25 protein-coding genes are annotated in these 26,018 nt (G+C 39.4%); 24 read left to right on the forward strand and 1 reads right to left on the reverse strand.

What is annotated here, in order from left to right:
* The first annotated feature begins 36 nt into the window (after positions 1-36).
* The 7 genes from H8Z79_RS07765 (at position 37) to H8Z79_RS07795 (ending at position 6,617) form a co-directional block, all read left to right on the forward strand.
* Positions 37-1,083, forward strand: a complete 1,047-nt coding sequence (locus tag H8Z79_RS07765; protein ID WP_207726335.1) for a Coenzyme F420 hydrogenase/dehydrogenase, beta subunit C-terminal domain — start codon at positions 37-39, stop codon at positions 1,081-1,083.
* Between the two features lie 99 nt (positions 1,084-1,182).
* A complete protein-coding gene (locus H8Z79_RS07770; RefSeq protein WP_055299465.1) occupies positions 1,183-2,043 on the forward strand; it encodes an acyltransferase family protein in 861 nt (286 codons plus the stop codon).
* Between the two features lie 11 nt (positions 2,044-2,054).
* Complete coding sequence (locus H8Z79_RS07775; protein WP_055299463.1) at positions 2,055-2,249, forward strand: 4Fe-4S dicluster domain-containing protein; 195 nt, start codon at positions 2,055-2,057, stop codon at positions 2,247-2,249.
* Between the two features lie 98 nt (positions 2,250-2,347).
* Positions 2,348-4,186, forward strand: a complete 1,839-nt coding sequence (gene glmS / locus H8Z79_RS07780; RefSeq protein WP_187002765.1) for a glutamine--fructose-6-phosphate transaminase (isomerizing) — start codon at positions 2,348-2,350, stop codon at positions 4,184-4,186.
* A 25-nt stretch (positions 4,187-4,211) separates the two neighbouring features.
* Positions 4,212-5,150 (forward strand): nucleotidyltransferase family protein, encoded by a 939-nt coding sequence (locus tag H8Z79_RS07785; protein ID WP_187002766.1) that lies wholly within the window; start codon positions 4,212-4,214, stop codon positions 5,148-5,150.
* Positions 5,151-5,166: 16 nt separating this feature from the next.
* Complete coding sequence (locus H8Z79_RS07790; protein ID WP_187002767.1) at positions 5,167-5,811, forward strand: VanZ family protein; 645 nt, start codon at positions 5,167-5,169, stop codon at positions 5,809-5,811.
* A gap of 83 nt (positions 5,812-5,894) precedes the next feature.
* The gene (locus tag H8Z79_RS07795; protein ID WP_004612937.1) at positions 5,895-6,617 is read left to right on the forward strand and encodes a hypothetical protein; all 723 of its coding nucleotides are present in this window, start codon (positions 5,895-5,897) and stop codon (positions 6,615-6,617) included.
* A 45-nt stretch (positions 6,618-6,662) separates the two neighbouring features.
* Here the strand turns inward: H8Z79_RS07795 and H8Z79_RS07800 are convergent, their stop codons facing one another.
* Positions 6,663-7,019, reverse strand: coding sequence for a hypothetical protein (locus tag H8Z79_RS07800; RefSeq protein ID WP_117456752.1), 357 nt, complete (start codon positions 7,017-7,019; stop codon positions 6,663-6,665).
* A gap of 149 nt (positions 7,020-7,168) precedes the next feature.
* Here H8Z79_RS07800 and H8Z79_RS07805 point away from each other — a divergent pair, with 149 nt between their 5' ends.
* The 17 genes from H8Z79_RS07805 to H8Z79_RS07885 all read left to right on the forward strand — a co-directional run bounded on the left by H8Z79_RS07805 (position 7,169) and on the right by H8Z79_RS07885 (position 25,997).
* Entirely contained in the window at positions 7,169-7,411 is a 243-nt protein-coding gene (locus tag H8Z79_RS07805; RefSeq protein WP_044987291.1) for a helix-turn-helix domain-containing protein, read from the forward strand.
* A gap of 111 nt (positions 7,412-7,522) precedes the next feature.
* A complete protein-coding gene (gene lexA / locus H8Z79_RS07810) occupies positions 7,523-8,125 on the forward strand; it encodes a transcriptional repressor LexA (protein ID WP_004612934.1) in 603 nt (200 codons plus the stop codon).
* A 185-nt stretch (positions 8,126-8,310) separates the two neighbouring features.
* Positions 8,311-8,547 (forward strand): hypothetical protein, encoded by a 237-nt coding sequence (locus tag H8Z79_RS07815; protein ID WP_004612933.1) that lies wholly within the window; start codon positions 8,311-8,313, stop codon positions 8,545-8,547.
* Positions 8,548-9,292: 745 nt separating this feature from the next.
* A complete protein-coding gene (locus tag H8Z79_RS07820; RefSeq protein WP_182439037.1) occupies positions 9,293-9,643 on the forward strand; it encodes a helix-turn-helix domain-containing protein in 351 nt (116 codons plus the stop codon).
* 158 nt (positions 9,644-9,801) lie between these two features.
* Positions 9,802-9,942, forward strand: a complete 141-nt coding sequence (locus H8Z79_RS07825; RefSeq protein ID WP_167338126.1) for a hypothetical protein — start codon at positions 9,802-9,804, stop codon at positions 9,940-9,942.
* A 165-nt stretch (positions 9,943-10,107) separates the two neighbouring features.
* Positions 10,108-10,812 (forward strand): sigma-70 family RNA polymerase sigma factor, encoded by a 705-nt coding sequence (locus H8Z79_RS07830; protein WP_118486153.1) that lies wholly within the window; start codon positions 10,108-10,110, stop codon positions 10,810-10,812.
* A 508-nt stretch (positions 10,813-11,320) separates the two neighbouring features.
* Complete coding sequence (locus tag H8Z79_RS07835; protein ID WP_187002768.1) at positions 11,321-17,317, forward strand: SpaA isopeptide-forming pilin-related protein; 5,997 nt, start codon at positions 11,321-11,323, stop codon at positions 17,315-17,317.
* Between the two features lie 105 nt (positions 17,318-17,422).
* Positions 17,423-17,581 (forward strand): hypothetical protein, encoded by a 159-nt coding sequence (locus H8Z79_RS07840; protein WP_167338125.1) that lies wholly within the window; start codon positions 17,423-17,425, stop codon positions 17,579-17,581.
* Positions 17,556-17,801, forward strand: coding sequence for a hypothetical protein (locus tag H8Z79_RS07845; RefSeq protein WP_117788142.1), 246 nt, complete (start codon positions 17,556-17,558; stop codon positions 17,799-17,801). Before H8Z79_RS07840 ends, H8Z79_RS07845 begins: the two co-directional genes overlap by 26 nt.
* 58 nt (positions 17,802-17,859) lie before the next feature.
* On the forward strand, positions 17,860-18,720 hold the full coding sequence (locus H8Z79_RS17255) for a DUF6017 domain-containing protein (RefSeq protein WP_303168768.1): 861 nt from the start codon (positions 17,860-17,862) through the stop codon (positions 18,718-18,720).
* A gap of 20 nt (positions 18,721-18,740) precedes the next feature.
* Positions 18,741-19,259, forward strand: coding sequence for a PcfB family protein (locus H8Z79_RS07855; protein WP_187002769.1), 519 nt, complete (start codon positions 18,741-18,743; stop codon positions 19,257-19,259).
* Positions 19,256-21,151 (forward strand): VirD4-like conjugal transfer protein, CD1115 family, encoded by a 1,896-nt coding sequence (locus H8Z79_RS07860; protein WP_187002770.1) that lies wholly within the window; start codon positions 19,256-19,258, stop codon positions 21,149-21,151. The genes H8Z79_RS07855 and H8Z79_RS07860 overlap by 4 nt, the downstream gene beginning before the upstream one ends.
* A gap of 141 nt (positions 21,152-21,292) precedes the next feature.
* Positions 21,293-21,508, forward strand: coding sequence for a Maff2 family mobile element protein (locus tag H8Z79_RS07865; RefSeq protein WP_005338487.1), 216 nt, complete (start codon positions 21,293-21,295; stop codon positions 21,506-21,508).
* 23 nt (positions 21,509-21,531) lie between these two features.
* A complete protein-coding gene (locus H8Z79_RS07870) occupies positions 21,532-22,401 on the forward strand; it encodes a VirB6/TrbL-like conjugal transfer protein, CD1112 family (protein WP_055052948.1) in 870 nt (289 codons plus the stop codon).
* A 17-nt stretch (positions 22,402-22,418) separates the two neighbouring features.
* On the forward strand, positions 22,419-22,793 hold the full coding sequence (locus tag H8Z79_RS07875) for a PrgI family protein (RefSeq protein WP_055052947.1): 375 nt from the start codon (positions 22,419-22,421) through the stop codon (positions 22,791-22,793).
* Positions 22,771-25,590 (forward strand): VirB4-like conjugal transfer ATPase, CD1110 family, encoded by a 2,820-nt coding sequence (locus tag H8Z79_RS07880; RefSeq protein WP_187002771.1) that lies wholly within the window; start codon positions 22,771-22,773, stop codon positions 25,588-25,590. The genes H8Z79_RS07875 and H8Z79_RS07880 overlap by 23 nt, the downstream gene beginning before the upstream one ends.
* 95 nt (positions 25,591-25,685) lie before the next feature.
* A complete protein-coding gene (locus tag H8Z79_RS07885; RefSeq protein ID WP_055056584.1) occupies positions 25,686-25,997 on the forward strand; it encodes a hypothetical protein in 312 nt (103 codons plus the stop codon).
* Positions 25,998-26,018 lie beyond the last annotated feature (21 nt).

Here is a 26,018-nt window from a genome sequence, read left to right on the forward strand (position 1 = left end):
ATTTGGGGAAATTTACAGTTTGGAGGGAGATAGAATATGGCGATAAACGAAAAAAAAGCGTATGCGGCATATTATGACAATGACATAAGGATGAAAAGCTCTTCAGGTGCAATTTTTTCTTTGTTGGCAAATGAGGTTCTTGAAAAAAAAGGAATTGTTTATGGAGTTGCAATGAATGCATCTTGCACAGAAGCTGAGTATATTGGCATTACAGAAAAGCAAGATTTAGAGAAACTCCTGGGATCCAAATATTTACAAGCTAAAATTAAAAATATTTTTAAGAATGTTCGTGAAAATTTAGTGTTAAATAGATTGGTTTTATTTACTGGAACAGGATGTCAAATTAATGGATTAAAGAAATTTCTTCAGAAAGATTATAAAAATCTTATTTGTGTTGATATTATTTGCCATGGGGTTCCATCACCTGCATTGTGGAAAGAATATGTAGGTTATATGGAAAATAAAATGCAAGGCAAGATGGAGAAAGTTAATTTTAGATGTAAAGATCAAGGATGGGAAAACTTTGGAATGAAGGAGTATGGTTCGTCTAAAGAAGTTTATATCTCTAAAAGCAAAGACCCGTATATGCAAATGTTTTTAAGTGATTTCTGCCTTAGACCATCCTGCTATGAATGTAAAGCAAAGACATTAAGATTATCAGATTTAACGATAGGAGATTTCTGGGGGATTGACACTATTGCTCCAGAAATGAATGATAGTAAAGGAACATCTTTGGTAATTGTTCGAACGAATCAAGGAGAAAAAATATTTAACAGGCTCATATCTAAGTCATCTGTAAAAGTTATGGAAGTAGAATATGACGATGCTACAAAAGAAAATCCAGCAGAGTTCCGTTCTGTTTATAGACCAAAAGAGAGAGAGACTTTTTTTATAGATATGAAGAAAATGGATTTTGAAGAGTTAAGAAAAAGTTATTTATCTTTGCCAATAAAACAAAGAATAAAAAATGCTATTAAGAAGATATTAAAACCGGTGCTTAAAAGAGCAAGACGGGGGGGTATAAAGTCAAATCTTGATTACGGTATGTTAATGCAGTTCAATGTGGGAGAGAAGAATGAATAAAAAAATACAAATAATGCGAGGGTTATCAATTATTGCAGTAATTGTTATCCATACATATAATACATATGCGTGGGGGGGGACGGAGTAATAATTCGGCCATTGGTTAATTTTGCAGTAGGTATGTTTATATTTCTTTCTGGTTATTTAACCAAAGAAAACGAAAATGGAGTATATAGAGATATAATATATCGCAGAATTAAAAAAATAATTGTTCCTTATATAATTTGGTCATTTATATTTGCGATAGTGAATCGTAGAATAAATACCTTTATACCGGATGTTTTCATGTCAAAATGTAATGGAATATATTATTTTATTCTGGTTTATATACAGATGGTACTATTAATACCAGTTACGTTTAAACTTTTGCGAAGTAGATTTTCTAAATTAGGGTGGTTTGTAACACCCGTTAGCATTTTTCTAATTCGTTATATAAGCTTGTGGTTTAATATTGAATTAGGCTTTCCATTTCAGGGTGAATTATTTGTTTTTTGGTTTGGATTTTATTACTTAGGGGTAAGTTTAAAAAATGGGTATATCAATTTACAATTATCCCCAAAATGTTTAACTAACTTGTGCCTGTTTTCATTGGTAATTCAAGGTGTTGAAGGATTTATTTGGTATTGGATGGGAAACTTTGATATGGCGACAACACAATTAAAAATGAGTTCTATTATAACAACGGGGCTTTTTTGTATAAGTGCATACATATACATAGAAGCTGGTGATTTAAATTTGAATGAGCAACCAGTTGTTTTAAAAAAATTTTTAAAAGTTTTGGGCGATAATTCTTTTGGAATATATCTGTGTCATATGTTGATAATTAGAATCTTAAATAAGTTAGTTCCAATGGCAAATGTATTTCCGATAAATGCAATATTTGTAATCATGATTTCTACAGTGTGCGTTATGATGGCACATAGAATACTAGGAAAACATGCTTATATAATAGGCGTATAAAGGAGGAAAAGATGGACAGGAAAATACCTGTACTATTTAAAGAAAAAAAAGAATGTTGTGGGTGTACCGCTTGTTATGCAATTTGTTCTCAAATGGCAATTTCAATGATTGAAGATGAAGAAGGATTTGAATATCCTCAGATAGACGAAAAGAAGTGTATTAAATGCTATCAATGTCTGAAGGTATGTCCATTTAAAGAAACATAATAAAATAAGAGGGAAACAATAAAGTAAAAGCTAAGATAATAATTTTGCTATAAGATTTATCATAAGGCAAGATTACAAGTAAAAGGGAGTAAATAATTATGTGTGGAATTGTAGGATTTACAGGTAAAGAACAGGCAGCACCTATTTTATTAGATGGTTTGTCTAAGTTAGAATATCGTGGTTATGACTCTGCAGGAATTGCAGTTCGTGATGGAGATAGGGATGTTGATATTATAAAAGCAAAGGGACGACTTAAAATTCTTGCTGAAAAAACCAATGATGGGAAAGCAGTAATTGGTTCATGTGGAATTGGTCATACTAGGTGGGCAACTCATGGAGAACCATCAGAGAATAATGCTCATCCGCATAGAAGTGATGATGGAAATGTTGTAGCAGTACATAACGGTATCATTGAGAATTATCAGGAATTGAAAGAGAAACTTGTAAGAAAGGGCTATGCATTCTATTCTGATACTGATACGGAAGTCGCAGTGAAGCTTGTTGATTACTATTATAAAAAATATGAGGGGACACCAGTAGATGCAATTAATCATGCAATGGTGCGTATTCGTGGTTCATATGCTTTAGCCGTAATGTTTAATGAATATCCAGAAGAAATTTATGTCGCAAGAAAAGATAGTCCAATGATTCTTGGTATTGAAGATGGAGAATCTTATATCGCATCTGATGTACCTGCTATTTTAAAATATACAAGAAATGTATATTATATTGGTAACATGGAGATGGCTCGTGTAAGGAAGGGCGAAATTACTTTCTATAATCTTGATGGAGATGAAATTGAGAAAGAATTAAAAACTATTGACTGGAACGCAGAAGCGGCTGAAAAAGCAGGATACGAACATTTTATGATGAAAGAAATCCATGAGCAGCCTAAAGTTGTGGGAGATACAATTAATTCTGTTGTAAAAGAGAATTTTATTGATTTGACAGATATTGGTCTTTCAGAAGAAGATATAAAGAAGATTAGCCAGATGTATATTGTTGCATGTGGATCAGCCTACCATGTTGGAATTGCAGCACAATATGTAATCGAAGATTTAGCAAAAATTCCTGTTCGTGTAGAACTTGGTTCGGAGTTTCGTTACAGAAAACCATTGCTTGACAAGAATGGTTTGGTAGTAGTTATAAGCCAGTCGGGAGAAACAGCAGATAGTTTAGCAGCACTTCGGGAGGCAAAGGAAAAAGGAGTACGAACATTAGGAATTGTAAATGTAGTTGGATCATCTATTGCTAGAGAAGCCGATTCAGTATTTTATACTTTAGCCGGTCCAGAGATTGCTGTTGCTACAACAAAAGCATATAGCACACAGCTTGTTGCAACGTATGCGTTGGCTATCCAATTTGCAAAAGTTCGAGAAGAAATCTCAGAGGAAAGATATGTTGAACTTATTAGAGAGATAAAAACTTTACCAGAAAAAATTGAAAAGATTTTAAAGGATAAAGAACGTATTCAATGGTTTGCTTCAAAGCAGGTAAATGCACATGATGTATTTTTTGTAGGAAGAGGCATTGATTATGCGATTTGTATGGAAGGTAGCTTAAAGATGAAAGAAATTAGCTACATTCATTCAGAAGCATATGCTGCCGGAGAATTAAAACATGGAACAATTTCCTTAATTGAAGATGATATTTTGGTAGTTGGTGTATTAACTCAGTCAGAATTATATGAAAAAACAATTTCTAATATGTTGGAGTGTAAGAGTCGTGGAGCATATTTGATGGGGTTAACTACTTTTGGAAGATATGATATTGAAGACACTGTGGATTTTACGGTTTATATTCCAAAGACAGATCCACTTTTTGCAACATCACTTGCAGTGATTCCATTACAGTTACTGGGATATTACATCAGTGTAGCTAAAGGCTTGGATGTAGATAAACCACGAAATCTGGCGAAAAGTGTAACTGTAGAATAATTATCTTTAAGGGAAAGAACAAATTATGAAAACAACATTAGTTATCATGGCTGCCGGTATCGGTTCCCGATTCGGTGGTGGAATCAAACAACTTGCTCCAGTTGGTTTAAATGGAGAAATCATCATGGATTATTCTATCCATGATGCAATAGAAGCAGGGTTCAACAAAATAGTTTTTATTATCCGTAAAGATATTAAGGATGCCTTTAAAGAAGCAATCGGTGATCGTATTGAAAAGATTTGTAAAGATCTTGATGTAGAGATTGCCTACGCATATCAGGAATTAAATGAACTTCCAGAAGGTGTGGAGCTTCCAGCAGGACGTACCAAACCTTGGGGAACAGGACAAGCTGTTCTTGCTTGTAAAGAAGTCCTGCATGAGCCATTTGCAGTTATCAATGCAGATGACTACTATGGAAAAGAAGCATTTGTTAAGCTTCATGATTTCCTTGTAGGCTACACACCGGAAAAAGCGAATCAGTTTTGTATGGCAGGTTTCATTTTAAAGAATACTTTAAGTGAGAATGGTGCTGTTACTAGAGGAATTTGTGAGACAAATGAGGAAGGTTATCTCACAGCAGTACATGAAACTTCCAATATTGTCAAGACTTCAGAGGGTGCAGCAGTAGACAACGATGGACAGCTCACTTCAATTAATGCTGAATCCTACGCATCCATGAATATGTGGGGACTTACACCGGAATTCATGCAGATTTTAGAAGATGGATTTAAAGAGTTCTTTGCAAATATGGGAAACAAAGATATTATGAAAGCAGAATATTTACTGCCAATCTACATAGACGAACTTCTTCAGGCAGGTAGAGTTTCTGTAAAAGTGTTAGATACGAATGACAAATGGTTTGGGGTAACCTATAAAGAGGATAAAGACTATGTAGTGAAATCATTTGCCAAGCTGATAGAAGCTGGTGTATATCAAAAAGATTTGTTTGAAGATTTGAAATAAGCAGTGAAGGAGAACAATGGAAAGTAAGATAATCGAAATATTTAATAAAATAGTATATAATGTATTATCAGCACTTTATCAGCCCTTTTGGGCTGCCGTTCTCCTTGCCTTTTTAACAATGTTCTTATATTTATATGGTAAGGAGCATGGGTGGAAAAAGAATAATTTTATCCGAAATATGTTTGCAACATGGTGGAGAGCATTTAAAAGTTCTTCAAATTTTCGCCGGACATTCTTATTAGCTTTTTATACAGCAATGATATTACTCCGAACAGTTTTAAATCGTGAGATATGGTTTGATTCGCTTGGAAAGATTTTTGGAGGATGGGGATTATATGAAGATGGACAGTTTACAACAGAATCTATAGAGAATTTCATGTTATTTGTTCCATTTTCTATTTTACTATTATGGGCATTTCGAAAAGAATTACTTGATGAATCTGAGAATATTAGATTTGGAAAGACCGTTTGGAAAGCCACAAAAGTTGTAGCAGTATTTTCTTTTATGATAGAATTTACTCAGCTATTATTCCATCTTGGAACATTCCAAATATCAGATCTGACCTATAATACACTTGGTGGAGCAGTAGGTGGTGTCATCTATTATTTGGGATATTGTCGAAAGGGAAAGCGAAAAAATAAAATAAGAAACAGAGGATAGCAATCGGGGCATTAGTCCGGAGCAGGGAATCCTCTGTTTTAGGTGCAAATTGATTGGATTCACATGGAAATAGGAGTTATAAAATGGCAGGAAGACCAAAAAAGAAACCAGAATATAATCCAGAACTTCAATTTAATAATTTTCTTCAAGAATTAAGAGATGCCTATGAAGAAGCAGCTTCCTTAAGATCACTGGCAGATGAGTTAAATATTAGCCTGCTGAAACTTCGTAAGCTACTTATTACTGCTGATGTGTTCACATCAGATATATGTACAGAAATTAATAATCTGCATCAGTCAGGAAAAAAGATTTCGGAGATTATGAAACTCACGGGTCTTTCCAGAGCATCAGTTCATTCCTATTTGCCCTACACTAAGGGACTTTATAATGCAACAGAGATAAGTCTAAATGCGGAACGATGCCGGACATATAAGATCAGACAGGAGCAGGTTCGGCTTCTAAAGGAAACACTATCAGAGGAAAATCTGTGGCAAGCGGTTATTGCATTTCAGGAGTATCCATTTAAAACGGCAACAGGATTACCGTTCCGGTATAAATTAAAGGTTGGTAAAAACGGAGAGTATAACAGAGAGTTGCTGATAGACCGGCGAGAGAAAAGTAAGAGTCTTGCCTGGAGTAGTGTGGTGCTGGCGTTTGAAAATAGTAAGAGGATTTCAGAAGAAGTGAAGAAGCCGAAGGCACTTGGAGATATTAGAGGAGTTTCATATATTTATCCGATACTATGGCGATTTGGCTTAATCCGAGTTCCGGAAGCAATAGAGAAGAAAATGGGAAAGCAGAGATAAATCCCTGCTTCATTGTCTGTTAGCGATTAGATTAACATGGATATATTAAAGAGTTTCTCGTAAAATAGAAAATGCATCAATGATTCCTTGTTTATAGGCAACCCGTATATATTCTATAGATGAAATGTTTTCAGCAGTGATAGCGGCATCAACAGTGTCCCATTGTTGAGGAGTTAGATTAAGATCCCGTATTTTTTCATTGGCTTTATTGCATTTTTTCTGAGCTTTTTGATATTTTACATCGTGCTTTATTGCAATAGGTAATGTTGTTTCCATACGAAAAGCTGCAAGCTGATCCAGAAAACTTTCTGATGATGTCAGATTGTTTTTAGGATTATGAATGAAATATTCTGTGAGTGCTTTATAGAGATTCTTTTTTAGTTTCTGTTCTTTTTTGCTCATTAGATAAATTCCTCCTTAAAGTTGTACAAGTAAATAACGGTATAACGTTAATTTATCATCGGTTTGCAGAAATGTCAACGGTATACCGTTAATAAATGAAGGGGAAATCATTTATACTGAATATATATTGTGATTTAAGGAGAATTTGCATGACGTATTCAGATGCCATAATAAAGAGATTAACTGATCTGTGTGTTGAGAGAGGGATAACGACAAATAAACTTGCTACATTGTCAGGGATTACGCAATCAACGCTTAATAGTATGATGAGAGGAGAAACAAAGAATCCAAAGCTGAAGACTTTGCGTAAGATTGCTATGGGATTTAATATGACTGTTTCTGAGTTACTGGATTTTCCAGAAATGAACGAAATGGAATTTGAGGATGAATGAAAGAAAATATGTTCGGAAAATTGAAAAAACATATTGACTTACGAAAATTTGTTCGGTATAATTATTTCTATCAGAAACGCAACGTTTCCGATAGAAAGGTAAGGTGAAAAGATGCGGCATAAAAGCGAAGAATTGATGAAGCAGATTATGGATTATGCAGAACAGTTTCAGTTGCTGAATCATCGTTCACCTTATACCAGCGAAATCGCAGATGCGCTCGGTATAGTCAAGAGTACAGTATACAAGTACCTTGTTGCTATGAATGACAGAGGAATGTTAAGCTACCGCAATGGGGAGATTGTTACTGAGAGAACGAATAAAATATCTCTACTTACGAAGCCGGCGGCAGTACTTGGGTCAGTATCCTGTGGTATGCCGCAGCTGGAGGAAGAGTATATTGAGGAATATGTTTCTCTTCCTGTTTCATTATTTGGAGAGGGTGAGTTCTTTATCTTGCGGGCCAGTGGAGATTCTATGATTGGAGCAGGTATCAACAGTGGAGATATGATTGTAATTCGGAAGCAGAATACAGCTTCGGATGGAGACATTGTTGTAGCACTTGTAGATAATGAATCCACATTAAAGCGGTTTTTCCTTGATACAGAAAGAAGGTGTGTACGGTTGCATCCGGAGAATCCGAAGTACCCGGATATTTATACACAAAATTGTACTGTTCAGGGTGTTGCTGTTCATGTGATCAAGTCATTGGAGTAGATGACATGAACAGTAGCAGGTGTAGGTTGCGATGAGATTGTCAGAGCCAATCCCAGGGGAAGATCATATAGCAGGTGGCATGGCTTCGGTGCTACGGAATCGCCTGCTATTAACTCATCAACGGTTTTCATTTCCCTTATCCGTTTGAGTGATAGTTTGTGTAGATATTACTTGGAGGATTATTGATGAGCAAAGAACCATTATTTGTTACATGCCCGGTATGCGGCAAAGTGAACCAGAAAAGCCTTTTTACCTATTCAGAGGTGCGTTGCCAGAGATGTCATAGAGAGCTGACAGCATTTGCAGATTTGGGTGTAGTTGTTGGCATTGATATGAATAAGAAGCGGTCGAAGGAAGAAGTTGATCGCTTAGAGATGTATATGTCACATCTGGTAGGAGTTCTCCGGGATACGGAAGAATGAGAAGAAGTAAAGTATAGTGATACAATTTAATATGCAGGAATGAGAATATCCGTGAATCTGTAATATTAGACGGCAGGAATCTTCACATACAGCATGGATATTCAAGAGTTTGCTGAACGTGTTGGAGATGGCACAGAAACATCAGGAACCCGGCAAAACATATGCAGGAAGTTTATGGAGATAGTATACCTATATATTATCAACATAGCGATTAAGCATAGTGTTTTGTCGGGTTTTCTTTTTTTAAGTAGTGATTAAATCATTTAAACACTAGACAAAAAATAACAAGTATGTTAATCTATTTCTAACTACCACATAACTTCAAATAACTTTATTTTTTTCGGTAGTTAATGACTTATTAATTCCAAAATTTTATAGCAGGAGGGATATAACAATGCGACAATGAAATTAAGGATTAGATTAATTTTTATGGACGTATTTTAAGATTTTTGGAAATATTTTTATTCAGTTGAGATTTGTGAGGGGTATCAAACTCCGTATATGTAATAGATATAACCCTAAAGCAAATAATTAGAAAAATTTAGTCAAAGAAATGGATTAAAAAATTGGTACAGCATCTAATAAATCGCTGCACTAAGATGGCAACAATTTATTAGGTGCTGTACCAAAAATATGATTGTAAGGATGATTAGTGTAATATTACGCTAGAAGTCTGCCCATTTTTAGATTAAATCTAATTATTTGCTTTGGGGTTATTTTTTATTTACAAAGGAGGTGAATGGTATTGCCACAAGTCTCAAAATCTGAAAACTTACAGGAAGTCGGAAGGAAGATCAGACATTACAGAGAAAAGAAAAAGATGTCTCAGCTTGAACTTGCTGAGGCAATAGGTGTAACACAGAATACCATTTACCTAATAGAAACAGCTCAATCAGAAATGAAATTGGAAAAGCTGTTTCGTATAGCCGAAGTACTGGATGTTACACCAAACAAATTATTGCCGGGTGAGGCAAAGACAGCATCTAATAAATTTTTTGAATTTGAACATATGATGAAACAATTAAGTGAGGCAGATCAAGAACTTATTTTTAATATGGTAATGCCCTGTATGAAGCGGCTTTTACCAAATACATAGTGATATAAGTAATCTTTTTTATAGAGATTATTTATATCACTTTTTTTATGTCAACATTGCAGATTGTGAAATAATAAAAAATTACATTATGGGCTGTGAAGAGTTTCGGACAGATGTTTGTTAGAATTTTATTACATCAAATGGAGGAGGAAAAGCTCATGACGCAGGAAGAATTGGAGTTTCGCCGCAGGTGTCCCTACGATGCCTTTGGTGATTATTCAGATGTATTAAAGGAAATCCGTCAGAAAGAAAAAGAGAACAAGACGGATACCGTATCAGTAGTAAATAGAAGTAAATAATGTTGGTTGAATCTTAACACTGTGATTGTGCAGCAGATTTTTCCATACAGAAGGCAGCAGGTTGGAGCTTCGGTTCCGCTAATAAAAAAAATTAGCGGAATCGGGGTCTATTTAGCTTAGCTGCCTTTCTTTTTGTCACCGGTTTCTGCGGGAAAGGTGGCAATTATGCTGACATTAAGAACATTGAAAGAACTGATCGACACACCAAAGAGAGGAGAGAAACTTCCTACACCGAAGCAGCTTCGTACAGGGGAATCACCGGTAGTTGCTCATAAAACAACAGGAGCAGGTGTGAATGAGGTACATATTATCGTATATCAGTCCGGATATGCGGTTTATGGTATCGGAAACAGAGCAACGGTATTCCCGGTAAATCTGGAACTTGGTTATGGTTATTCTTCTGTGACAGAAAAGAAGAGAAAAGAAGATGAGAAGTATAATACCTGGAATCCAGAGACAGGACTTCGTGAGAAGAAGTATTTCTGTGAATTAGAGGAAAGCTTTTTTGAAAAGGAAGAATGGTATCTGCGTCTGATGCTGATTGGCGAGGACCGGCTGGCACATAATCTGGCTACTCGTGATCGGGGACGCTGCATTTCATTCAATGGCATTTCTGAGGATTTTGAAGGAATGGAAGATGAATTGATGGATGTAGAAGAACGTGTGAACCGTCAGCAGATTGCAGAAGAGATGATGAGTGTACTTAGTGATAAGCAGAAAAAAGTAGTTCAGGAATTTTACTGGAATCAGAAAACACATAAACAGATTGCAAAGGAAAATGGAGTAAAGAGAAATGCCGTAACAGAAATATTGAAATATGCTCTTAATAAAATAGAGAAAAATTATGATGAAGATGGCAAAAAAAGATAAGTAAAATGAGAAGGGGAAGCTGCATGTGTAAAGCAGTTTCCCTGTAAGTTAATTTTCAATTCTAAATAGCATTTATATTCTAAAAAATTTTTTTGAAATTTTTCTGACCTTTTGCCCTCTGCCGCCTGTGATTAGTGGAAAGAGGGCAAAGTCATTCAAGACAACATTTCTAAATGATTTAATCCCAATCCGCCGTACCTTGATAACTGAATAAAAGGTCAGGAGAGGATGAAAGCTCAGCTACGCATTTTGCGGCCAGTGGAAGTTCTCTTCTGATCGGAAATGCTCAATCCTTATTTTTGTTATGCCCGGTTCGCCGGGCGATGACAGTAGACCATGCGTCGGAGCTTTTGCTTTTGCAGGTTCCGGCGTATGACTGTGCTGTCATCAGTAATGATTTTGGCACAAATAATTTAAAATGGGGTGATGCCTATGATTTGATTGTATCAGACAGGTGAAAGCCTGTAAACCGGTAACAGAAAAAATAAAGCAAAGTGAGGTATTGAGAATGAAAGGGACATTGAAAAGAGTAATGTCTGGCGTATTATCTGTTATTACGATTGCAAGTGCTGTGGCACAGCCAATAACTGCTTATGCAGCAGAACCGGAAAAGGCAGCATCGTCTTTTGAAGCACAGTATCCGGAACTGGAAACAGTGAAAGATAAACTGGCTGAGGATGAGATTTTAATTGCCAATGATTACAGCATTGATTATGGTTCTGATTTTGACATTAAGGTGGATTTTTCCGGTATTGAAGGAATCAATGATGCCAAAGTGAAAGTAGAGCTGTATGAAGCGAAGAATGAAGCAGGAGATGATTTTGACACATACCAGGCAGATACCTATAAAGCAGTTTATAAGGTAGAACCGGTCAGTGGAAATCCTTCTTATCGTATCAGCCGAAATGTAACCGTAAAAGAGCCGGAAACGGAACAGCTGACAGAACCAAATACTTCTGAAAATACCGTCGGTGAAGGAAATGCTGGCGAGACAGAAGATTCTGGTAATGCGGAAGAAGATGCCGATGCAGAAGGGCAGACGGAAATAGTAACAGATCTGGCAGAAGAGGAGGAAGTCACAACAGATGAAGAGTCTGGATTAACTGTTTCTGAAGTAATGGATCAGGCAGAGGATAGTGGTATTGACCTTTATTCAATGGAAGAAGGGGAAGTGGTTACTTTTATGGCAAGGGAAGCATCAAGCCGAAGCACCAAGAAAGTAACAGTAACCAGAGGAAACTGCTATCATTATTCTGATTATGGGTATGGAAGTTATCTGACGTATCAGTACACCGTGAAGTTCGGAAATGTTTCCGCAACCGCTTATTGTATCCAGCCGGAGAAATCCAGTCCTGGAACCGGAACATACGATATTACAAAGCTGAGTGACGGTAAGAAACTGGCTAAGGTTTGCTATTATGGAACGAAGGCGGCAGGTGATGAAGGATTCTTTACAGAAGAGAACGGTTATGGCAATTTAAGTGCAGGTGCCAGATTTATTCTGGTTCATCTTGCTGCATCTTATGCAAATGGTGGAGATTCCGCTTTTTCCGGAGCAAGCAGCAAAGCAAAAACACTTGCTATGAAACTGTATAACTACTGTATTTCACAGCCGGAGATCCCGGATGTCGATATGAGTTTTTCGGATGCAAATGTAACTGCTTATGTAGATGGCAGCAGCCAGAGAACAAAGGAGATTACATTTAAGGCAGACAAACTACAGAGTATCACGATGAAACTTCCAAGTGGCGTGAAGCTTCATAATGTAACAACCGGAAAGACAAGTAAAGCCGGGGAAGCCGTAGAGATCAGTGGTGGAACGAAGTTTTATTTATCAGCACCATTGACACAGGTGCAGGATGTTGCAGGAAGCTGGTCAGCTACGATGAAAGGAAGCGTAACCAAAGACTATTCTGCTTATAAGATCAGCACAGGGTCAGGTTCACAGGACTTAGCACTGGTATTTGGTGAAGGTGTGGATGATGAGAAATATGTGGACTTTAAAGTAACCTGGGTACAGTATGCAAGCGTTAAGGTGATTAAGAAAGATGCCAAAGCGAATGCGAAGCTGTCCGGGGCGGTGTTTGGCTTATACAGCGATGCAAACTGTACGAAGCTGATCACAAAGTTACCGGCAACAGATGCAAATGGTGAAGCGTCTGTGCAGATCGTTAAGACACAGGATACCATATATCTAAAAGAGATTACAGCTCCAAGCGGATACCGTATCAATGCAACTGCTTACAATGTGAAACTGGAAGTCAGCAAGACTACAACCGTTACAGTTTCAGATGAAGAACAGCTGGGACAGCTTACCGTTTATAAAGAAGGTGAGGTACTGGTTGGTGCAGATGTGACAGAGAACGGTACAACATTTAAGTATGAGAAACGCAGACAGAAAGGTGCGGTTTACGATGTGTATGCCGGAGCAGATATTAAAACTGCCTACGGTACAAAAGTTTACAGTAAGGGAGATCTGGTAAAAGAGAATCTGACAACAGATACAAATGGTGCCATCGTTCTTAAAAATCTGCATCTTGGTACATATGTTGTAAAGGAAAAGCAGGCTCCGACAGGATTTTATAATGCCGGAGAGGAGAAGAAGGTAACTCTTTCTTATGCCGGACAAAATGTGGATGTTGTTTTTTCTGAGACAACTTTTACGAACGACAGACAGAAAGCAGAAGTGATTGTTACAAAACAGGATAAAGATACAGAAAATCCTCTGGATGGAGGAATCTTTGGACTTTATTCTGCAAGTGATATTACCAATGCAGATGGTGCAGTTGTTGTGAAGAAAGGTACGCTGATCCAGAAAGCGACAACAGGAGCAGACGGTACAGCAAAGTTTACAGCAGACCTGCCACTTGGATTTTCTTATGATGTGAAGGAAGTGCAGGCTCCGGAAGGTTATGTGAGAAATACAGAAGATGTTTATACGTTTGCTTTCTCATATACAAATGATAAAGAGGCAAAACAGACATTTAAGCATACATTCAAAAATGAACGTGTGACAGCTAAGATTTCTCTGCAGAAGCAGGATAAGGAAACCAAAAAGGCAGTTCCACAGGGCGATGCCACTTTGGAAAAAGCAGTGTACGGACTTTATGCCCGTGCGGATATTGTGCATCCGGACGGTGCGACTGGTGTGGTCTATAAAGCAGGAGAACAGGTTGCCACTCTTACGACAGATAAGAATGGACAGGCTTCTGTGGATGGATTATATCTTGGCAATTACTATGTAAAAGAGATCACTCCTCCAACCGGTTATCTGGCAGATGAGGAAGAACATGATCTGGTCTGCAATTACGAGGGTGACCTTGTAGCAGAAGTAAAACGTGATTGTCTGTCTCTGGAGCAGGTGATGAAACAGCCATTCCAGATCATTAAAGCAGCGAACAACGGAAAGACCGATGCAGACTTACTGAAAGGGGCAGGATTTACCGCTTATCTGGTATCTTCCCTGAAAGTAAATGAAGATGGCAGCTATGATTTTGATTCTGCCAAACCAGTAGTAATCGGAGAAAACAGTGCAACGGAAATTTTTACAGACGAGAAAGGTTATGCCTGCAGTATTGCAATTCCTTATGGAACATATATTGTCCGTGAGACAACAACTCCGCATAACTATACTCCGGTAGATGATTTCATTGTACAGATTACAGAGAACCATCCAAGCACTCCGCAGGTGTGGAGAGTGATGCTGGATAAAGAATTTGAAGCGAAGCTGAAAATCATCAAACAGGATGACGAGACAAAGAAAGCAGTGCTTCAGAAGAATACAGAGTTCAAGATTTTCAACATGAACACTGAGAAATATGTGGAGCAGGTAACGACTTATCCGACTACAGTAAAACATAAATCCTATTTTACAGATGAGCAGGGATATTTGATCCTTCCGCAGAATCTTAAAATCGGGCATTACCGCATTGAGGAAGTAAACGCACCTTATGGATATACTCTGAATGAGAATTACTATGAGGTGAATGTAGATTCCAACACTGCATATCAGATGGACGGAACTTCTGGCGATGTCATTATTGAGATCGCTTATGAAAACCATCCGGTCAAAGGGGAACTGAACATTGTAAAGCAGGGTGAAGTTCTGAATGGATTTAAGGATGATTTCACTTACCAGAAAGAAAATCTGGAAGGTGCAGTTTTTGAAGTATATGCAGCTGAGGACATTTACACAGCAGATTTCCAGAAAGATGACCAGGGCAGCCGTATTCTGGAATATGCTTCTGGAGCATTAGTGGGAACGGTTACGACCGATAAAGACGGAAAGGCTCAGATTGCTGACCTTCCGCTTGGAACGTATAAGGTTGTCGAAAAGACAGCACCAGAGGGCTTTGTGTTAAACGAAGAGGCACAGACTGTTACTTTCTCTTATAAAGACCAGAAAACACCAGTGATCGAGCAGACAGCAGCTTTTGAGAATGACCGTCAGAAAGTAGAGGTATCCGTGGTAAAACAGGATGCTGAGAATGAGACGGTTGTAGCAGGTGCAGAATTTGGACTTTATGCAAAGGAAGATATTCTTGCTCATGGAGAAGTAGCTGTGAAAGCAGACACTCTGCTTGGAAAAGCAGTCAGCAATGAAGATGGAAAGGCAGTATTTGAACTGGATCTTCCATTCGGAAGCTACTATATCAAAGAGCTTGCGGCTCCTGCCGGTTATGTATCTTCATTTGAGACATTGGAAGTAACTGCGAAATATCAGGGACAGGATGTGAAAGTGGTAAAACTGGAATCTATATTTAAGAACCAGCCAACAAAAGTAACATTCAAGAAGTCAGATATTACTACAGGAGTAGAACTTTCTGGTGCCACTCTTACAGTGCTTGATAAAGATGGAAATGTGGTAGATACATGGAAATCTGTAAAAGGGGAAGAACATCTGATTGAACGACTGACTGCAGGGGAGACTTATACACTTCGTGAAGAAATGGCTCCTTATGGTTATCTGATGGCAGAAGAAATCACATTTACTGTGGAGGATACTGCAGAAATTCAGAAGGTGGAAATGAAAGATGACGTACCGACTGGAACACTGATCATCAATAAAAAAGGTGAGTTCCTGGACAAAGTATCTGTACTGGATTCCGTTGGTGGCTGGATTAAGCACCTGTTTGAATATTTCTCTGGTTCCTTGAAAGAGGTTACTTTTGAAGTTTATGCCTTAGAGGATATTAAAGCGGCTGATGGTGAGAGTGAGGATTATTATAAAAAGGATGCACTGGTAGCAACCATTACAACGGATGAGACTGGTGTGGCAAAACTGACTGATCTTCCTCTTGGCAAATACTATGTCAAAGAGAAAGAGACAGCAAACGGTTATGTTCTTGATGGAGAAACCCGTGAGGTTGACCTGACTTACCGTGATCAGAATACTGCGGAAGTTACTTACTCTGCGGACTGGCAGAACAAACGTCAGAAGGCAGAAGTGAAAGTGCTGAAAAAAGCGAAAGATTCTGACCGTGTACTGGAAGGAGCCGTATTTGCTCTGTGCAATAAGGATGATATTGTCAATGCAAAAGGTGATGTAATCCTGAAAGCGGATACGGTGATTGAGGAACAGGCTACAGATAAAGATGGAAAACTGACTTTTACTGCGGATCTTCCTCTTGGTCATACCTACTATGTGAAGGAAACTTCACCAGCACCGGGATTTGCGACTACAGATCAGGTACAGGAGTTTACTTTTGAGTATGGTGGGGCTGAAAAAGAGACTCTTTCCTATGAGTTTACTTTTGAAGATGAGGCAACAACCGTAGAATTTACCAAGACATCTCTGACGGATGGAAAAGAGATTGAGGGAGCAAAACTGAAAGTGACCGATGAAAGTGGAAATACCGTGGATGAATGGACTTCCGGAAAAGAGCCACATATCATTAAAGAACTGACAGTTGGTAAGAAGTATACCATGACAGAGACACTTCCAGCGGATGGCTATGTTACAGCAGAGAGCATTACCTTTACGGTTGAAGATACCAGTGAGGTACAGAAGGTGGAAATGAAGGATGATGTGACAAAAGTGCAGATTTCCAAGACTGATATTTCTGGTAAGGAACTGCCAGGAGCAAAACTGACAATCCTTGATAAAGATGGAAAGACAGTAGAGAGCTGGACATCTGAGGAAAAACCACACTATATTGAAATGCTTCCGATTGGAGAATATACACTTCGGGAAGAGACTGCACCGGATGGATACCTGGTAGCAGAAGATGTGAAGTTTACAGTAAAAGATACAGGAGAGATTCAGAAAGTAGTGATGAAGGACGAAGTGAAGCCGACGGAAACACCAACAGAGACTCCAGAGGAAACACCAGAAACACCAGAAACAACATCAACACCAGAAACAAAAGATACTGAGACAACAAAGACATCTACTTCACCGAAGACAGGAGATAACACACCGATCCTTTTCTGGATCCTGCTTGCAGGAGTTGGAATGGCAGGAGTCGGAGGTACTGTGATTCTCCGCAAAAAGAAGAAAAAATAAGAGATCCTAAGATTTCTTAAAGAGGAAGAGGGCATTTATGGACAAGTGTTTCATAGATGCCCTTTTTGCCAATACTGATAAAAAAGTGAAGGGAGAAGAAATGGGATGAAAACAGTATTGATCGTTGCAGGGATTATCGTATTCCTGGTATATGGGTTTGTTTTATATTGCTGCATAAGAGTTGGAAAGGAATCCGATGAACAGTATAACAAGCTGAGAGAAGGAAAGGAGCAGGAAGATGACAGAAGTAGGGTATGCAAGTGATAAGCCTTCGGACTGTGCGTATTGTTACTTCTTTAGTGCAGGGAGAAAGAAATGCAAAAGGAAAGAATGTTTTTATCGTATTTCTTCTCCGCCACTTCGCAGGAAGGTAACTCACTGGGAGCCATGTGAAGGCTGTCCTTATGGAAAACATACTCCCTGTCTGGGTTACTGCATTGTGAAGGCTATGAAAGAAGTGAAGGAACATCGGAACACAGGATAATACATATGAATTTCCGTATCATTACGGTGAAGAAGCGGAGTCCTATTCTTTTTACCGTGTGCCTAAAGTCCTTTTTACCAATACGCAGTTTAAGAGCCTTTCCTGTGAAGCGAAATTGCTTTATGGACTTTTGCTTGACCGTATGCAGCTATCTATAAAGAACCGGTGGCTGGATGAAGAGGGAAAGGTATATATCTATTTTTCCCAGGAGCAGATCTCCGGCATGATGGGATGTGGCTTGAAAAAGGTAGGGAATCTGTTAGCAGAGCTTGACAGTCGGAAAGGAATTGGATTGATTACGAGGATACGGCAGGGGTTAGGAAGACCGGATAGGATTTATGTACGCAAATGTACGCAACAGGATATGTATAAAAGGAATATCCAGACACGTCAAAATGACATTTCTGGAAATGCCAAAATGACAGGTACGGATATGTCAGAAATGCCGGGTAATGATACTGAGGATAATAAGACTGAAATAAGTGACACTGATAGGAGTGATACTGAGTATCTTTCTTTCTATTCTGAAGAGAGTGAAGAAATGCACAGGAAACGAATGGAAAGAGAGGTATACCACCAGATGATCTTGACTAACATTGGGTATGAATATCTGGTTGATGTGTATAACCGGGATATGCTGAACGAGATTGTGGAACTGATTGTGGATACTGTCTGTTCCGAACAGGAAATGATACGGATAGGTGGGGACAGAAAGCCAAAGGATGTGGTTAAAAGTCAGTTTTTGAAACTAAATTCTGAACACATCCGGTTTGTCCTGAAATGCTTGAAGGAGAACACCAGTAAGGTAATCAATATCCGGCAGTATTTACTGACAGTTTTATATAACGCACCACTTACGATCAGCAATTATTATTCCGCACTGGTACAGCACGATATGTATGGTGACAGTGAAGAATAAGGAAAGGAGGAGTGAGATAAGTGCAGGATGAAGTAAATGAAAAAACCGTATCGCTTTGTATCCGATGTGGGAAGGTTACTGCGAATCTGTTAAAGGCAGCAATGAAAAAAGCTCTTACTAAGATGGAACAGGAGAAACAAAAGCTGCAGGGGCAGAAACAGCCTAAGCAGGATAAAGAGGATAAAACCTATAAGGGAAAGCAGAGTATGGATAAGCTGATGAAGCAGAATGTACAGCTTTCCAATATTGAGATCACGGATGGAAATATCAAATCGTTTGAGCGTGTAGCTAAAAAGTACAGCATTGATTTCAGCCTGAAAAAAGATGTGAACGCTGATCCGCCAAGATATTATGTGTTCTTTAAAGCCAGAGATGCAGATGTAATGACTGCGGCTTTTAAAGAATATACAGGACAATCGCTGAACAAGGATAAAAAGCCATCTGTAAGGAAAAAGCTTCAGCAGGCGATTTCCAAGTCGCTTAAAAAGCACAGAGAACTGGAGAAAACAAAAGGAAAGGAGAAAGAGCCGTCATTATGAGCAGATTACAGAAGTTGCTTGGTGTAGGAAAAGGATACTTGGAGAGATTACCGCCGGTGGATGTACATAAGCTGCTTCGGATCATTCTGCTGAATCTTCCGTATATCATGATTTTTTATGTGGGAAATAAGCTGGCATGGTTGTATCAATACTGTGCAGGTAATTCCATGATAGAAAGACTGATGGTGCTGATCTTGAATTTCCAGCTGGCATTTAGCAGGATTCTTCCAAGTATGCATAAAAATGAATTGCTGGTTGGGTTGACCGGAGCCGTGGAAGTGAAGCTCATGGTTTATCTAAAAGGGAAAAATGCCAAAAAGTTCCGGCAGGGAGTGGAGTATGGTTCGGCTAGATGGGGGACAGCAAAAGACATTGCACCCTTTATCGACCCAATATTTGAGAACAATATTCTCCTTACCATGACCGAACGGCTGACTATGAACGGCAGACCCAAGAATCCGAAATTTGCAAGGAACAAGAACGTGATTGTAATTGGCGGATCTGGTTCCGGAAAGACCCGGTTTTATGTAAAACCAAATCTGATGCAGATGGGAAAATATATCAGTTATGTGGTCACGGACCCCAAGGGAACGATCATCATTGAGTGCGGAAAGATGCTGGTACGGCATGGATATAAAGTGAAAGTATTGAATACGATCAATTTTTCCAAGAGTATGCATTATAACCCGTTCCACTATATCCATTCAGAAAAAGATATTCTGAAACTGGTGAATACTATCATGGTAAACACCAAAGGGGAAGGGGAGAAGTCCAGTGAGGATTTCTGGACGAAGGCAGAAAGGCTTCTGTACTGTGCATTGATTGGCTATATCTGGTATGAAGCACCGGAGGAGGAACAGAACTTTGCAACGCTGCTTGAATTTATCAACGCATCGGAAACAAGGGAAGATGATGAGACATTTAAAAATGCAGTAGATATGCTGTTTGAGGAACTGGAGAAAGAAGAACCGGAACACTTTGCAGTACGTCAGTATAAGAAATATAAATTAGCCGCCGGCAAAACAGCGAAGTCGATTCTGATCAGCTGTGGAGCCAGACTTGCTCCATTTGATATTGCGGAGCTTCGTGAGATCATGAGCTATGATGAAATGGAACTGGATATGGTAGGAGATCAGAGGACAGCATTGTTTATCATTATTTCAGATACCGATGATACGTTTAACTTTGTTGTGGCAATGATGTACAGCCAGTTATTTAACCTGTTATGTGACAGGGCAGACGATGTACACCATGGACGATTACCATATCATGTCAGAATATTAGCTGATGAATTTGCAAATATCGGACAAATCCCGAAATTTGACAAGCTGATCGCAACTATTCGTAGCCGTGAGATTTCAGCATCCATTATCCTCCAGTCGCAGTCACAGCTCAAGACCATCTATAAAGATGCTGCTGAAACTATTTTAGGTAACTGCGATACGATGTTGTTCCTTGGCGGCAAGGAAAGTTCTACATTAAAGGAGATTTCCGAGACACTGGGAAAGGAAACGATTGATTTATACAACACTTCTGATACCCGTGGACAGAGCCGTTCTTATGGGATGAATTATCAGAAAACAGGAAAGGAATTGATGAGCCGGGACGAGCTTGCGGTCATGGATGGCAGTAAATGTATCCTGCAGCTTCGAGGTGTCAGACCGTTTTTCAGTGACAAGTTTGATATTACCAAGCATAAACGATACAAGGAATTGTCGGACTATGATAAGAAAAATGAATTTGATGTGGAAGCGTATATGCGGCATCGGATGGAAGTGAAGCTGACAAGGACACAGGAATTTGACCTGTATGCCTTTTCAGAGGAAAGTCTGGCAGAAGAATTAAATACAGAAAACAAGGAAGCAGGGCATGTGAAAGATTTAAACACATAGCTCTTTTTTCTTTGCCCTTATAGGGAGGTGATGGATTTGAGAGATCATGAAAGGCCGCCCATAAGGGCAGAGCCGGAAGAGACTTCTTAAAACATAGATAGAAACTGATAAAAAGCAATGATTTGAAAGGAGACAACGACTATGGCGTTTTTTAATCAGGCAATTAATATTTTACAGACTCTTGTAGTAGCGATCGGAGCTGGTCTTGCAGTATGGGGTGTCATCAACCTGCTGGAAGGATATGGTAATGACAACCCAGGTGCAAAATCCCAGGGGATTAAGCAGCTGATGGCGGGAGGTGGTGTTGTTTTGATCGGCACCCAGCTTGTACCGTTACTTTCCGGTTTGTTTAGCTGAGAAACTTAGGAGGGAGATGACTCATGGATCGGATATTTGAAGCGATTGAAGAATGGATGAGGAATCTTCTGACAGGCATGGTAAGTTCCAACCTGACAACAATGTATACCGATGTCAATGAAAAGACCGGTCAGATTGCTGCTCAGGTTGGGCAGACACCGCAGGGCTGGAATGGGAACATTTACAGTATGATACAAAATCTTTCCGATTCGGTCATTGTACCGATTGCCGGTATGATTATTACCTTTGTGCTTTGTTATGAGCTGATTTCCATGTTAACAGAAAAGAACAATATGCATGACATTGATACATGGATGTTCTTTAAATATTTTTTCAAGATGTGGGTGGCAGTCTGGATCGTCAGCCATACATTCACGATTACCATGGCGGTATTTGATGTCGGGCAGTCAGTAGTGAGCCGGGCAGCTGGTGTCATCAGTTCCGATACAGCGATCAATATAGATACGATGATTACCACGATGGAAACGGCAATGGAATCTATGGAAATCGGTGAACTTGTCATACTGGCACTGGAAACAATGCTTGTGAGCCTGTGTATGAAGGTTATCTCAGTCTTTATTACAGTGATTTTGTATGGGCGTATGATTGAAATCTATCTCTATTCGTCCGTTGGAGCTATTCCATTTGCAACCATGTCTAACCGGGAATGGGGGCAGATTGGAAACAACTATCTTCGTGGATTGTTTGCACTGGCATTTCAGGGATTCTTTATGATGGTCTGCGTGGGAATTTACGCAGTCTTAGTAGCGAATATTCAGATGTCAGATAACATTCATTCTGCATTGTTCGGCGTGATGGCATACACGGTAATCCTTTGTTTCAGTTTGATGAAAACAGGAAACTTTGCCCGTAGTATCTTCAACGCTCACTAAGAAAGGAGGAACTGGCAATGGCATTTGTATCAGTGCCTAAAGACTTAACCAAGGTCAAAAATAAGATCATCTTCAACCTGACCAAACGGCAGCTGATCTGTTTTGGGATTGCAGCGGCAGTGGGAGTCCCGTTTTATTTCCTTACCAGAGGGATCATCGGTTCCAGTAACGCAGCCACCGGGATGTGCCTTTTGATGCTTCCGGCATTTTTATTTGCCATGTATGAAAAGGATGGACTTCCGTTAGAAAAGGTTTTGAAAAATATGATCACCGTGAAATTTATCCGTCCTCCGGTACGGAAGTATCAGATGGAAAATCTGTATGAGAAGAAATTTATCATGGTCAGAAAAAAGAAGGGAGGACAGAAGAGTGTTAAAAAGAAAAAACGATAGACAGCCGCAGAGACTGGAAGAAGAACGTTATCCAAATGATTACTGGCTGGATGAAGAGGATGGTGGAGATGATATTCCAGATCCGGCGGTCAGTAGTAAGCCGGTAAGCGGCAGACTGCACAGCGAGCCAATGGTAACAGGTTATGAAGCATTGGAAAGACAGAGAGGGGTACGCCGACCAAACAGAAAGCTGACCCGCAGGGAAAAGAAGGCTTTGAAAAGGGCACAGAAATATGAAGCGAAACTTCATAAAGAGCATGAAAAAGCCGATAAGAAAAATGCGAAGAAAGAAGCGAAGCTTGCGGCGAAAGCAGAGAAACAGGCAATGCGTGAAGCAAAGAAAAGTGCAAAGAAGAAAAAGAGCAGTTTATCTACAGCACCGCCAAGACAGCAGCCGGAAGGAAAGAAGGTTTCGGGAGGAAAAGGCGGAACCACAGAAAAGAAAGTGGCAAATACTGCCAAAGATAAACGGATTACAGCACAGCAGTCCATTCCTTATCATGAGATGGGGAGAGATGGTATCTGCCGTGTGCAGGATAGATTTTATTCCAAGACCATCCGTTTTTATGACATCAACTACCAGTTAGCTCAGAATGAGGATAAAAATGCGATCTTTGAAAACTGGTGTGACTTCTTAAATTATTTTGACAGCACGATTCATTTTCAGCTTTCCTTTATCAATCAGCACAGCAACATGGCGGAGTATGAAAAGGTTATCCATATCAATCCGCAGGAGGATGAGTTTGATGATCTGCGTATGGAGTTTGCACAGATGCTTAATAATCAGCTGGCGAAAGGAAATAATGGTCTGATGCGTACCAAGTATATCACGTTTGGTATTGAAGCAGAGAATATCCGGGAAGCACGACCGAAGCTGGAACGTATCGAGTCGGATATTATGAATAACTTCAAGATTCTTGGAGTGACAGCTTATCCGCTGAATGGAACGGAAAGGCTGCAGATCATGTACGAGACATTCAATCAGGATAGTAAAGTCCCTTTCCATTTTTCTTATGATGAGGTACTTCGGACAGGTCTTAGCACAAAGGATTATATCGCACCGACCAGCTTCGTATTTAAGAATGGAAAAGACTTTCAGATGGGTGGAACGATAGGAGCCGTTTCTTATCTTCAGATTCTTGCACCGGAGCTTACAGACAAGATGCTGGCAGAGTTTTTGGAGATGGACAGTAACCTTATGGTGAATTTCCATATCCAGTCCATTGACCAGATGAAAGCGATCAAGCTGGTAAAGAGCAAGGTGACCGATATTAACCGGATGAAGATTGAGGAGCAGAAAAAGGCAGTCCGTGCCGGATATGACATGGACATTATCCCATCAGACTTAAATACATATGGTGGAGAAGCCAAGAGACTTTTGGAAGATTTACAGTCCAGGAATGAGAGGATGTTCCTTGTAACGGCACTGTTTTTAAATACGGCAGAGACAAAGCAGGAGCTTGAAAATGTCGTATTCCAGACTGCCGGTATTGCACAGAAATATAACTGTGCATTGAAACGTCTGGATTATCAGCAGGAGCCGGGGCTTATGAGCTGCCTGCCGCTTGCTATGAATCTTGTGCCGATCAAAAGGGCACTTACTACAACATCTACGGCAATCTTTGTTCCGTTTACCACACAGGAATTGTTTATGGGCGGGGAATCCATTTACTATGGTTTAAATGCCCTTTCCAATAACCTGATCATGGCAGACAGAAAGAAACTGAAAAACCCGAATGGTTTGATTTTGGGTACACCGGGTGCCGGTAAGTCATTTGCGGCAAAGCGTGAGATCACCAACGCATTTATCGTGACAAAAGATGACATTATCGTGTGTGATCCGGAAGGAGAGTATTATCCGTTGTTCCGGGCATTTCATGGACAGGTTATCCGCATTTCACCAACCAGCCATGATTATATCAATCCGATGGACATCAATCTGGATTATGCAGATGATGATGACCCACTTTCCTTAAAGTCCGATTTTATCCTGTCTCTTTGTGAGCTGGTAGTTGGTGGGAAAAATGGACTGGAGCCGGTAGAAAAAACAGTTATTGACCGTTGTGTACGTCTGGTGTATCAGGACTTCCTTTCTGACCCAGTACCGGAAAAGATGCCAATCTTAGAGGATTTATATAATCTTCTCCGTGAGCAGAAAGAGCAGGAGGCACAGCGTCTTGCGACTGCATTGGAAATCTACGTTAACGGTTCTCTGAAAGTATTCAACCACAGAACCAACGTGGAACTGAATAACCGCATGGTATGTTTCGACATCAAAGACTTAGGAAAACAGCTGAAAAAACTTGGTATGCTGATCGTACAGGATCAGGTATGGAACAGAGTAACGATTAACCGTTCAGCGAATAAGAGTACCAGATATTACATTGATGAATTTCATCTGCTTTTAAAAGAAGAGCAGACAGCTTCGTACAGCGTGGAGATCTGGAAGCGATTCCGTAAATGGGGCGGTATTCCGACGGGTATCACACAGAATGTAAAAGACCTGCTTGCCAGCCGTGAGATAGAAAATATCTTTGAAAATTCTGACTTTATCCTGATGTTAAACCAGGCATCCGGTGACAGGCAGATTCTTGCAAAGCAGCTGAACATTTCACCACATCAGCTTTCTTATGTTACCAACAGTGGAGAAGGTGAGGGACTGGTCTTTTATGGCAGTACCATTATCCCGTTTAAGGATAAATTTGATAATTCTCTGATGCTGTATGCGTTGATGACTTCTAAGCCAGATGAGGTAGAGAAGCGTAAAAAACTTGGTATCGGAGAAAGAGATGATTAAAAAATATAAAAAACAAAATAGAACAAAAGCAGGGGATGAGCCGGAAAGGATTTCCGGCCTTTTTTCTGCCCAAAAATGAAATGGAGGATTACTACATGAGAGATTATACGAATTTTGAGAGATGCAATGGAGAACCTTGCTGTGTATTTGCAGAGAGGATCTGTGCAGACAATTATAAAGAACTTTTAGAAAAAGGAAAGGACAGTAACGGGGAGGAGGTGTTTGGCGAGATGTTAGATGATCTGCTGTATTTAGCGGAACTGATTGACTTTATGGGGATTACTTCCTGTCTGGCTGCAAGAGGAACATTGAGTGAAAGGCTTACAGATAAGCTGACAGATTCCATTGCAGGACTGGCAGATGAGGTACTGGAAAAATGGGAGAACTATCAGGATAAAGCAGAATAACAGGTAAACAGTAAAGGGGAT

Origin of the sequence: Blautia intestinalis, from assembly GCF_014297355.1 — a bacterium.
Lineage (GTDB): Bacteria > Bacillota > Clostridia > Lachnospirales > Lachnospiraceae > Blautia_A > Blautia_A intestinalis.